Below are 11,192 nucleotides of genomic sequence, written 5' to 3'. Positions count from 1 at the left end.
CCTGTTAGGGCGCGGCTGGTAACAGAGCCTTATAGGCGCATATGAAAAACCTCCGGCTATGCCGGAGGATATTTATTTTCTCAGGCGCGCCGCTTTTCCGACAGCGCCAGCCAGGCCTGCACCGAAGGGCGCTGCCACTGCTTGTGCGCATAATGGCGAACGCGCTCCGGCACCGTATCGCCGTGCATCACCAGCCGGTTGAGCATCAGCGCCAGATCGGTGTCGGCGATGCACCATTCCCTGAACAGATTATCCTGCCCGTGGCTCAACAGCTTTTCCACGGCGGCGATCAGTTTGTGCGCGGCCTGTTGAGCCGCTTCGGACAGCGGCGGGAACTTGCCGTTGCTGAACACCACTTCGGTTGGGCGCTCTGCGCGGATCGGCAGCAGATCGCTGCGCAGCCAGGCCTGGATTTCGCGCGCCTTGGCGCGCAGCTTTACGTCGCGCGGGTACACGGCGTGAGCCGGGTGGATGTCTTCCAGATATTCGGCGATCGCCGAAGACTCCGAGAGCTGAAATTCGCCGATCGCCAGCGTCGGCACCCGGCGGGTGAGCGACAACGCCGCATAGGCCGCCTCTTTGTTCTCCTCTTTCGCCAGGTCTACCGGCTTCACGGTGAACGGAATGCCTTTTTCCGTCAGCACGACAAAGGCGGACATGGCGTACGGGCTGAAAAATTCACTGTCGGTATAAAGTTCGGTGATCGATTGAGACATCGGCGGTTCCTCGGGGTTAAGGGGGGAACATTGATCATTGTCGAGGGGAGGCTAAAAATCAATCTGTTAGGCCAAAAGTTCTTTTAGGGCAGGGTGCGCGGCGGCGCTGGCGCAATGTGATATATTTGTTGCCAACAAGTGAATTGAGTCGTACCGGGTAACATGAAGACGCAGTGGATAGAACGAGTGAAAGTGGGATGTGCGCGCCTGTGGCCGCATCCGCTGGCGGTGGGCAAGCGAGAAATGCTGATTTCCAGCGTTGGCGCCGGTTTGGGGTTGATGCTCGCCGGCTGGATCAGCCACTTTATTTTGGGTGAGGTGAACCTGTGGTTTATCGCGCCGATGGGCGCTTCGGCGGTGTTGCTGTTCGGCGTGCCCAACAGCCCGCTGGCGCAGCCCTGGTCGATCGTCGGCGGCAATGCGCTGGCGGCGACGGTGGGCGTCAGCGCCGGCCTGCTGATCCCCGATCCGGGCCTGGCCTGCGGCGTGGCGGCGGCGGTGGCCATCGGCCTGATGTTCAAGCTGCGCTGCCTGCATCCGCCGGGCGGCGCGGTGGCGCTGACCGCTATCCTCGGCGGCCCCGGCATTCATCAGATGGGCTACCACTTCGTGTTGTACCCGGTGTTGCTGAATTCGGTGCTGCTGGCGGCGCTGGCCATTCTGTTCAATAACCTGGCCGGGCGCCGCTATCCGCACGCGCTGGCGCCGGCGGAGGCCAAACCGGCCAATCTGCCGATCGATGCGGTTTCCATCACCCGCGCCGATCTGCACGAGGCGTTGATGGAGGGGGATCTGTTCGATATCGATGAGGACGATCTGCAGGAGATCCTGCTGCGCGCCGAGCAGCTGGCGCATCAGCGGCAAAGCAGGACCGCCTGATCAGCCCAGCGTTTTGCGGTAAAACACCACTCGTTCCGTTTCGGCAAAGCCCAGCGCGGCATGCAGGCGCTGGGAGTCCAGATTGGCGATATCGGTATCCGATGCCAGCTCGCTGCAGCCTTGCTGCTTCGCCCATTCCTGCACCTGTGCGATCAATCGCGTGGCCCAGCCCTGGCGGCGGGCGCGTTCGACGGTATAGATCCCTTCCAGAAACGCCACCGGCGACGACTCGCAGCCGTTGACGTAATCATAGCGCAGCGCCACTTCGGCAAAGCCGATGAAAGCGCCGTCGAGCCCCCGCGCCATAAACGCGGTGTGGTGCGGCGAAGCCAATATTTCGCGCATCTCCGCGCGGTGCTCTTCAGGCGAGCTGGATGGCCACAGCGCCGCGCGCAGCGCCAGCCAGGCGTCGAGGTTGTCGTGGTCGCAGATGACGATCATGCGGGATCCTTATCCGGCAACTGAAGGGAGTGGGGCGATAATATCACGTTGCGCCGCCAGCGAGCGGCCGGATACGTCGGCGCATGAGATTAGCCAGCCCTGGATCGTTCGTCGCAGATTGTGATCCCATCATCAACGTCATCGGAAGATGGGGATCGTGCCCGAGGCCGTACGCCGCTCGCCGGCCTCTTTAAGTCTGCGCCCCAGTTCGGCGATGCGACGTTCGCCGGCTTCCAGCGCGGATGCTGAGGTATGTACCGAATAGGAACCGAGGTGCAGCGGATACGGGTGAGGCACGGCTGAGCCGAGAACGAATACGGCATCTTCATTGCCGGATGCTTCGAGCGCTATGGGCATTTCCCCCGGTTCGAATACCACCATCTCGCCCGCGTTGATAGGCGCGTCTGCGCTGAGCCGGCCTTTGGCCAGCGCGAGCCAGCCGACTGAATGCTTGGCTGGCGGGAGGTAAGTCCAGCTTTCGCCGGGTTTGAGGGTGACGAGCAAATAATTGATGCCTTCGTGCGCGGGCACCGGGCTTTGCACGCCTTCATGGTTGCCGACGATGATATGCGCCGGCCCGATTTGGCGCATGTTCCGGGCTTCGATATAACGGCTTTCCTGTTCACCGTTCTCCAGCTCGGCGGGCAGGGCCAACCAGAGCTGGAATCCTCGGATGCGCGGCGTATCCGTGGCGGACAATTCTTTGCCGTGCCACATCCCACCGCCGGCACGCGCCCACTCTACCGCGCCATAGCCGAGCGTCCCGACAGTGCCGCTGGCGGGATCTTCGTAGTGAAAAGCGCCTTCGAGCGGCACGGTCACGGTGGCTATGCCTGAATGCGGATGCAGCGGCATGTTGGCCAGCATTGCCATGGTGCGCTGATCCGCATCGAACAGATCGAGGAAGACGAAAGGTTTAATCACCTGGCCCAGGTCGGACGGGCTCATCAGTCGGGTTATCGGGCCCTGTCCGTGGCCGCGGGTGCGCTGCGCAATACGTCGTGAGCTGGGGGAACGTGGCGTGGAAAACATGGCGTTCATGATGGTGGCTCCTGCGGGTTGCCGGTCTGGTGCAAATGGTTGTTGGGAAGCAATATGGCGCTGGGCCGTATGCCCAGTGCTCAGCCCCGAAAACGAGGCTGAGTCGTCAACATGACAGTGCTGTTCCGAATTGGCCGAAGCTCAAGCGGTCAGGTTGCCAACCTGAGACACCGCAGCGTCGATGGCGGCCGTGCGATTTTCCGGGCCGAGCGCCAGTCCCTCAGCTCGAATGAAGGTGATGTCCGTAATGCCAAGGAAACCGAAGAAGCTGCGCAGATAGGTTTCCTGATGGTCGAGAAAGGCCGACGGCGCGCCTTCGCCATACAGACCGCCGCGGGTGGAGGCAACGATAACGCGTTTGTCCTTGGCCAGCCCTTCCGCGCCGTTTTCCGCGTAGCGGAACGTCTTGCCGGGTACCGCGAGCCGATCAAGCCAGGCGCGCAGCTGAGTAGGCAGCGTGAAGTTATACATAGGGGCGCCGACGATGATGATATCGGCGGCAAGGAAGTCGTCGACGAGTTTGGCGTTACGGGCAACGGCCTGTTTGACGTGCTCGTCTTGAGGTTCCACGCCCTGCAGGGCCAGAAATTCGGCGCTGGAAAGGTGGTTAATCGGGTCGGCGGCAAGGTCGGTATGAATGATCCTGGCGTCTGGCTTAGCCGCAGACAGATGTTTGACGATCGCCGCCGTGAGCTGGCGGCTAACCGACTGCTCGTTGAGAATGCTGGAGTCGACATGAAGCAGTGTCATAGAGAGATCCTTAGGTATAAAATGGTAACTAGGGATAACAATATAACCATGTCCTAAAATGGCAGACAATAAGGCACATTAGGAGAACCCGGTATCATGAATGTGACTAATCAACCTCGAGATTTAAGACATGCCGACTGCCAAAAGATCAGTCAGGTATTGGCGCGCGTTGGTGAAAAATGGAGTGTCCTGATCATTATGTTCTTGGCGAACGGGCCGCGCAGATTTACTGAAATAAAACGTACAATCAATGGGATATCTCAGCGGATGTTGACGCTGTGCCTGCGCAGTATGGAGCGGGACGGATTGGTCAAGCGGACGGTTATTGCCGTCATGCCGCCGCATGTCGAATATGAATTGACGCCGCTCGGTTGCTCATTGACGGTGCCGGTCATCGCGCTGGGAACCTGGGCGAATGAACATATTGCCGACATTGATGCGGCCAGAACCGCATTCGATGAGCAAAACCGAGAGGCTTGTGACGATGCTAAGTCACGGTAAGAGGCTGCAGGGAGGCGAATGAAATTTGCGTTCGGTTGCCAAAAGGGGCGAATGCCTGGTTGCGCCGCAGAAAAAACTAAGGGGCTACGCTGTGAACGTAACCCCTTGATAATTTGGTGGCCCCTGTTGGGTTTGAACCAACGACCAAGCGATTATGAGTCGCCTGCTCTAACCACTGAGCTAAGGGGCCAAGCCGCGAGATTATAGGGAATCCTTAAGCATCGGTCTACTGTTACCCGCCCGTATGTTGCTTTTCTGCGCAGTTCTAGCCTGTTGTAATTGCTGGCGGATTTTGCGATAACCGCAGTAAATCCCTGCAATGGACTCACGATACTCATGGAACTTCTGGCGCCCAACCTGCGGGTGGTGTTTTGCGGCATCAATCCCGGCCTTTCTTCCGCCCATCAGGGTTATCCTTTCGCCAACGGCAGCAACCGCTTCTGGAAGGTGATCCATCAGGCCGGCTTTACCGCGAGCCAGCTGGCGCCGGAGCAGTGGCAACAGCTGAAGGACAACGGCTGCGGCATTACCGCACTGGTGGCGCGCCCGACGGTGGCAGCCAGCGAGCTGTCGCGCGATGAGCTGCGCAGCGGTGGCGAGGCGCTGCAAGAGAAGATCCTGCGCTATCAGCCGCGTGCGCTGGCGATTCTGGGCAAGCAGGCGTTCACCACCGCCTTCGGGGTGAAAAACGCGCCCTGGGGCAAGCAGGTGATGATGCTGGGGGAAACCGAGGTGTGGGTATTGCCCAACCCCAGCGGATTGAACCGCGCCACGCTGGAGCAGCTTACCGCCAGCTATCGTGAGCTGTTCCTGGCGCTGCAATGACATAAGGGAGTGTGCGATGACATCGATGATGAAAGGCTGTTTGATGGCGCTGCTGTTGGTGACCGGCGCCGCGCAGGCGGGGCATTCGCCGCAGGAAGCGCGCAACCAGCAGAACGTGCTGGAGTTTTATCGGCAGGGGCTCAACAACAAGGATTTTGCGGCGGCGCGGCCGTTTTTGGGTGAGCAGTACAAGCAGCATAACCCCAATGCCCAAGACGGCGTGGAGGGATTTCGTCAATTTGTCGAGCTGCTGAAAACGCGTTACCCCAACTCGCACAGCGAGATTAAACAGGCGTTCGTCGACGGCGACTACGTGATCCTGCATGTGGAGGTCAGCGGACGCGAGGCCGGCAAGACGGCGGCGATCGTCGATATCTTCCGTCTCGACAGCGCCGGAAAAATCGTCGAGCACTGGGACGTGACGCAGCCGGTGCCGGAGAAGACCGCCAGTGGCAACAGCATGTTCTGAGGCATAAAAAAACCCCGGCAGGCCGGGGTTTTTTGTTTTTGATGCGGCAGCCGGACTTAGTCGTCCAGGAAGCTGCGCAACACTTCGGAGCGGCTTGGGTGACGCAGCTTGCGCAGCGCCTTGGCTTCGATCTGACGAATACGCTCACGGGTAACGTCAAACTGCTTGCCTACCTCTTCCAGCGTGTGGTCGGTGTTCATGTCGATACCGAAACGCATGCGCAGCACTTTCGCTTCGCGCGCGGTCAGGCCGGCCAGCACGTCGTGGGTGGCGGAACGCAGGCTTTCCGAGGTCGCGGAGTCCAGCGGCAGCTCGAGGGTGGTATCCTCGATGAAGTCGCCCAGATGCGAATCTTCGTCGTCGCCGATCGGCGTTTCCATCGAGATTGGCTCTTTGGCGATCTTCAGCACCTTGCGGATCTTGTCTTCCGGCATCAGCATGCGCTCGGCCAGCTCTTCCGGCGTCGGCTCGCGGCCCATCTCTTGCAGCATCTGGCGCGAAATACGGTTGAGCTTGTTGATGGTCTCAATCATATGCACCGGAATACGGATGGTGCGCGCCTGGTCGGCGATGGAGCGGGTGATAGCCTGACGGATCCACCAGGTGGCGTACGTCGAGAACTTGTAGCCGCGGCGGTATTCGAACTTGTCTACCGCTTTCATCAGGCCGATGTTGCCTTCCTGGATCAGATCCAGGAACTGCAGGCCGCGGTTGGTGTATTTCTTGGCGATAGAAATAACCAGACGCAGGTTGGCCTCAACCATCTCTTTCTTCGCGCGGCGAGCTTTCGCTTCACCGATCGACATGCGACGGTTGATGTCTTTGACCTGCTCGATGGTCAGGCCGGTTTCTTCTTCGATCTGACGCAGTTTCTGCAGGCTGCGCTGCACGTCTTCAGCAACGTCTTTCAGCTTTTCCGACCATGGCTTGGCCATCGCCAGCGCGGCTTCAAACCAGGAATCGCTGGTTTCGTTGCCGGCGAACAGGGTGACGAAGTTTTTCTTCGGCATTTTGCACTGTTCAACGCACAGCTTCATGATGATGCGTTCCTGGGTGCGAACGCGGTCCATCATGGTGCGCATGCTGTTGACCAGGAAGTCGAACTGTTTCGGCACCAGGCGGAACTGCTTGAACACTTCAGACAGCTTCAGGATCTCGTCCGCGGCGCTGGCATGGCTGCGGCCGTTTTTCTTGATCATCTGACGGGTTGCTTCGTACTGATCGCGCAGCTCGGCGAACTTCTGACGCGCCAGCTCAGGATCGATGCTGTTGTCGTCTTCGGTATCGTCGTCTTCGGCGTCCTCATCTTCGTCGTCGTCGTCTTGCTCTTCGCTCGACAGTTCAGAACCGATGTGGGTGGCGGTTGGGGCGATGTCCTCTTCCGCGTTAGGATCGACGAAGCCGGTGATCAGGTCGGACAGGCGCGCTTCGCCCGCTTCGACACGATCGTACTGCTCAAGCAGATAGGTGATGGCTTCCGGGTATTCGGCAACCGAGCACTGAACCTGGTTGATGCCGTCTTCGATGCGCTTGGCGATGTCGATTTCGCCTTCGCGCGTCAGCAGTTCGACGGTACCCATTTCGCGCATGTACATGCGCACCGGGTCGGTGGTGCGGCCGATTTCGGATTCCACGCTGGACAGAACCTGTGCGGCGGCTTCTTCCGCATCTTCGTCCGTGCTGTTCGAGTTTTCGGCGAGCAGCAGGTCATCGGCGTCCGGTGCTTCTTCCATCACCTGGATGCCCATGTCGTTAATCATCTGGATGATGTCTTCGATCTGATCGGAGTCGACGATATCTTCCGGCAGATGGTCATTGACCTCAGCATAGGTCAGATAGCCTTGCTCCTTACCACGGGTGACAAGTAGCTTCAGCTGTGACTGCGGGTTTTGCTCCATAAGACGGTATCCACACTTCAGAGTATTTAGGTTGGTGTCGGTCGGCGAAACCGCCAACAATAGCATTTGGGGCGTTTTCGTTATCGCCGCGGCCCACTATGGCGGCACTGTGCAGGGCTCTGCCCTCGCAATTATCGGCACTTAAGCCGTTTGGTATTCAGTTTTTCTTCGCTAAAACCTGGTTGAGAGAACGGACTTCTTCACGTTCCTCCGGGCTCAGGCCGCGCGTTCTGGCCTGGGCGATCAGCGTTTCCAGCCGTTGCTCGAGCACCGAGTCGTACAGGCTGGCCAACGTATCCAAAAAGGTCTGTTCGACCATGTCCTCAACGATCATATGGTTCCATGTCGCCAAGGTTTCAAGCTGCTGGCTGAATTTGTTGTCGCGATACAGCTCCAGCAATTGCCCGGTAGTCAGGCCCGGCTGCGCCAAACAGGTCTGCACCAGTTCGACGAACAGCGGCAATCCCGCCTGTTTGGTCTGCTCCAACCCTTCCAGCGAAGGGATAAGTGTAGCCAACTGCGGATTTTGCACCAGTAACCCTATCAGTATACGCATGGTTGTGCGTTTTAGCTGGGGCGCCTGATAAGGATTCGCATTTTCAGCCTGCTTGGGCATCAGCTTGTCGAGCTGGCTGTCGTCCAGCAGCCCCAGCTTGTTGCCGAGCTCCTGGCGCAGGTACAAGCGCAACGTTTCGCCCGGCACCTGAGTAATCAGCGGCAGCGCCAGCGTGCTCAGCTTGGCGCGCCCGTCCGGGCTGCTCAGATCCACCTGCGGTAGCAGGCTTTCGAACAGGAACGTGGACAGCGGTTGCGCCTGCTCCATTCGCTGTTCGAAGGCTTCTTTGCCTTCTTTGCGCACCAGCGTGTCCGGGTCTTCGCCGTCGGGCAAAAACATGAACCGCAGCTGGCGCCCGTCGTTCAGGTACGGCAGCGCGGTTTCCAGCGCTCGCCAGGCCGCTTCACGGCCGGCGCGGTCGCCGTCGTAACAGCAGACGACGTTGTCGGTGGCGCGGAACAGCAGCTGAATGTGTTCAGCCGTCGTCGAGGTTCCGAGCGAGGCGACGGCATAATCGATGCCGAATTGCGCCAACGCCACCACGTCCATATACCCTTCCACCACCAGCAGCCGCTGCAGGGTAGGGTGGTTCTGCTGTGCTTCATACAGGCCGTACAGCTGGCGGCCCTTATGGAAAACTTCGGTTTCCGGCGAGTTCAGGTACTTCGGCATGCCGTCGCCCAATACGCGGCCGCCGAAGGCGATCACGCGCCCGCGCTTGTCGCGGATGGGGAACATCACCCGTTCGCGGAAACGGTCGTACGAACGCCCCTGATCGTTAGTCACCAGCATGCCGGCATCGTTCAATGCGCGGCGCGAGTCGGCGTCGCGGCCGAAACGCTTCAGGGCGTTGTCCCATCCCGCTGGCGCGAAGCCGATGGCGAAATGGCGAATAACGTCGTCACTTAATCCGCGCTGCTGCAAATAGTTGCGCGCCGGCGCCCCGGAGGACTGCTGCAGTGACTGTTGATAGAACGCGCTGAGCTGTTCCATCAGTTGGTACAGGCTCTGGCGCTGATGGCGTTCGATCTGGGTTGGCCCGGTGCCTGCTTCGTAAGGCACTTCCAGCCCGTGCATGGTCGCCAGCTCTTCGATGGTTTCGACAAACTCGAGTCGGTCGTAATTCATCAAAAAGTCGACGGCGTTGCCGTGCGCACCACATCCAAAACAGTGATAAAACTGCTTTTCGCCATTAACGGTAAATGAAGGCGTCTTTTCGTGGTGGAACGGACAGCACGCGTGGTAGTTCTTGCCTTGCTTCTTGAGCTTCACGCGGGCGTCGATCAAATCGACGATGTCGGTGCGAGCCAGCAAGTCATTGATAAATACGCGCGGAATTCGTCCAGCCATAAGCCCTTACTTCATTAGCCTATAAACGAGAACAAGCCGCGCATTCCTTTCGGAAAGCACGGCCTTCGTATGCAACTACTCGGTCTGCGCGATTTTGAAAATCAGAAATTCACGCGGTGGGGTTGCCCCCGAAGAATTAATACAGACGAGTGCGGCGTGCGTTTTCGCGAGCCAGTTTCTTCGCGTGACGTTTCACAGCAGAAGCTTTAGCGCGTTTACGTTCGGTAGTTGGTTTTTCATAAAACTCACGACGACGAACTTCAGCTAAAACACCCGCTTTTTCGCAAGAGCGTTTGAAACGACGCAGAGCAACGTCAAATGGCTCGTTTTCACGTACTTTAATTACCGGCATGTGCCTCTCACCTCAATAAAATTCGGTTTGCTGCTGGCCAAGCGCCAGCCTTTTCAAAATGGTGCGGAATTTTACTCCAATGGATGCTGCTTTGTAAAGCATCACCGCAAATTGAAACCCGCGTCGCTCTGCCGCAACGTGCGCAATTTTGCACCGGGCGCTGATTATAGACTAATCAGAAAAAAATGCTCGTGTTTAATCGCGCGGGCATTTTCTGGATGAATCATCGACATAGGCGCGAGCCGGTGACAAGATGCGCTGCGCCGGCGGTAAATGCGGCGGAATGTGGTAGACTGGCGGCCGCACGTGAATGATGGGAAATGTAATGCGAGTACTGGGTATAGAAACGTCCTGCGATGAAACCGGAATTGCAGTGTATGACGATCAAACCGGTTTGTTGGCCAACCAATTATACAGCCAGGTGAAGCTGCACGCCGACTACGGCGGCGTGGTGCCGGAACTGGCTTCCCGCGATCACGTGCGCAAAACCGTGCCGCTGATTCAGGCGGCGCTGAAAGAGGCCAACCTGACCCCGGCCGACATCGACGGCGTGGCTTATACCGCCGGGCCGGGCCTGGTGGGGGCGCTGCTGGTCGGCGCTACCGTCGGGCGCGCGCTGGCGTTCGCCTGGAACGTGCCGGCGGTGCCGGTGCACCATATGGAAGGCCACCTGCTGGCGCCGATGCTGGAAGATAACCCGCCGGCGTTTCCGTTCGTCGCGCTGCTGGTCTCCGGCGGCCACACTCAGCTGATCAGCGTCACCGGCATCGGTGAGTATGAACTGCTGGGCGAATCGATCGACGACGCCGCCGGCGAAGCGTTCGACAAAACCGCCAAGCTGCTCGGCCTGGATTACCCCGGCGGGCCGATGCTGTCGAAGATGGCGCAGCAGGGCTCGGCGGGGCGTTTCACCTTCCCGCGGCCGATGACCGATCGCCCTGGGCTGGACTTCAGCTTCTCCGGCCTGAAAACCTTCGCCGCCAACACCATTCGCTCCAACGGCGACGACGATCAGACGCGCGCCGACATCGCCCGCGCCTTCGAGGATGCGGTGGTGGATACGTTGGCGATCAAATGCAAGCGCGCGCTGGAGCAGACCGGTTTCAAACGGTTGGTGATGGCCGGCGGCGTGAGCGCAAACCGCACGCTGCGCGCCAAACTGGCGGAGATGATGCACAAGCGCGGCGGGGAAGTGTTCTATGCCCGTCCGGAATTTTGCACCGACAACGGCGCGATGATCGCCTATGCCGGCATGGTGCGCCTGAAGAGCGGCGCCAACCCGGAGCTGAGCGTTTCGGTGCGGCCGCGCTGGCCGCTGGCGGAACTGCCTGCGGTATAATAAATATCCTCCGGCATAGCCGGAGGTTTTTCATATGCGCCTATAAGGCTCTGTTACCAGCCGCGCCCTAACAGG

At 59.3% G+C, this 11,192-nt stretch carries 12 protein-coding genes and 1 tRNA gene; 5 read left to right on the top strand and 8 right to left on the bottom strand.

The window, feature by feature from the left end:
* Positions 1-80 precede the first annotated feature (80 nt).
* Positions 81-716 (bottom strand): glutathione transferase, encoded by a 636-nt coding sequence (gene yfcF / locus AC6BYQ_RS27780; RefSeq protein ID WP_432525645.1) that lies wholly within the window; start codon positions 714-716, stop codon positions 81-83.
* 162 nt (positions 717-878) lie between these two features.
* On the opposite strand from yfcF, the gene AC6BYQ_RS27775 reads away from it, so the two are divergent.
* Positions 879-1,595, top strand: a complete 717-nt coding sequence (locus tag AC6BYQ_RS27775; protein WP_025160111.1) for an HPP family protein — start codon at positions 879-881, stop codon at positions 1,593-1,595.
* On the opposite strand, the gene aac(6') is transcribed toward AC6BYQ_RS27775, so the two are convergent.
* From aac(6') to AC6BYQ_RS27760, 3 genes are all read right to left on the bottom strand, one after another.
* Positions 1,596-2,036 (bottom strand): aminoglycoside 6'-N-acetyltransferase, encoded by a 441-nt coding sequence (aac(6'), locus tag AC6BYQ_RS27770; protein ID WP_063918717.1) that lies wholly within the window; start codon positions 2,034-2,036, stop codon positions 1,596-1,598.
* A 138-nt stretch (positions 2,037-2,174) separates the two neighbouring features.
* Entirely contained in the window at positions 2,175-3,077 is a 903-nt protein-coding gene (locus AC6BYQ_RS27765; protein ID WP_498057859.1) for a pirin family protein, read from the bottom strand.
* Positions 3,078-3,218: 141 nt separating this feature from the next.
* The gene (locus tag AC6BYQ_RS27760) at positions 3,219-3,827 is read right to left on the bottom strand and encodes an FMN-dependent NADH-azoreductase (protein WP_498057858.1); all 609 of its coding nucleotides are present in this window, start codon (positions 3,825-3,827) and stop codon (positions 3,219-3,221) included.
* 96 nt (positions 3,828-3,923) lie between these two features.
* Between AC6BYQ_RS27760 and AC6BYQ_RS27755 the strand changes: the two genes are divergently transcribed.
* Entirely contained in the window at positions 3,924-4,328 is a 405-nt protein-coding gene (locus AC6BYQ_RS27755; protein WP_019453088.1) for a winged helix-turn-helix transcriptional regulator, read from the top strand.
* Between the two features lie 114 nt (positions 4,329-4,442).
* On the opposite strand, the gene AC6BYQ_RS27750 is transcribed toward AC6BYQ_RS27755, so the two are convergent.
* A tRNA-Ile gene (locus tag AC6BYQ_RS27750) sits at positions 4,443-4,518 on the bottom strand.
* A gap of 146 nt (positions 4,519-4,664) precedes the next feature.
* Here AC6BYQ_RS27750 and mug point away from each other — a divergent pair.
* Both mug and AC6BYQ_RS27740 read left to right on the top strand, forming a co-directional pair.
* A complete protein-coding gene (gene mug, locus AC6BYQ_RS27745; protein WP_019453087.1) occupies positions 4,665-5,153 on the top strand; it encodes a G/U mismatch-specific DNA glycosylase in 489 nt (162 codons plus the stop codon).
* A gap of 16 nt (positions 5,154-5,169) precedes the next feature.
* Positions 5,170-5,622, top strand: a complete 453-nt coding sequence (locus AC6BYQ_RS27740) for a nuclear transport factor 2 family protein (protein WP_498057857.1) — start codon at positions 5,170-5,172, stop codon at positions 5,620-5,622.
* A gap of 56 nt (positions 5,623-5,678) precedes the next feature.
* Here the strand turns inward: AC6BYQ_RS27740 and rpoD are convergent, their stop codons facing one another.
* From rpoD to rpsU, 3 genes are all read right to left on the bottom strand, one after another.
* Positions 5,679-7,520, bottom strand: a complete 1,842-nt coding sequence (rpoD, locus tag AC6BYQ_RS27735; RefSeq protein ID WP_019453085.1) for an RNA polymerase sigma factor RpoD — start codon at positions 7,518-7,520, stop codon at positions 5,679-5,681.
* A 157-nt stretch (positions 7,521-7,677) separates the two neighbouring features.
* Positions 7,678-9,426: a DNA primase gene (gene dnaG / locus AC6BYQ_RS27730; protein WP_019453084.1), complete on the bottom strand. Its 1,749-nt coding sequence runs from the start codon at positions 9,424-9,426 to the stop codon at positions 7,678-7,680.
* 136 nt (positions 9,427-9,562) lie between these two features.
* Complete coding sequence (gene rpsU, locus AC6BYQ_RS27725; protein WP_001144069.1) at positions 9,563-9,778, bottom strand: 30S ribosomal protein S21; 216 nt, start codon at positions 9,776-9,778, stop codon at positions 9,563-9,565.
* A gap of 325 nt (positions 9,779-10,103) precedes the next feature.
* On the opposite strand from rpsU, the gene tsaD reads away from it, so the two are divergent.
* Positions 10,104-11,117, top strand: coding sequence for a tRNA (adenosine(37)-N6)-threonylcarbamoyltransferase complex transferase subunit TsaD (tsaD, locus tag AC6BYQ_RS27720; protein WP_498057856.1), 1,014 nt, complete (start codon positions 10,104-10,106; stop codon positions 11,115-11,117).
* Positions 11,118-11,192 lie beyond the last annotated feature (75 nt).

The sequence above is a fragment of the Serratia sp. LTN-2 genome (genome assembly GCF_059740205.1).
This window is presented reverse-complemented; position numbering and strand designations above follow the sequence as displayed.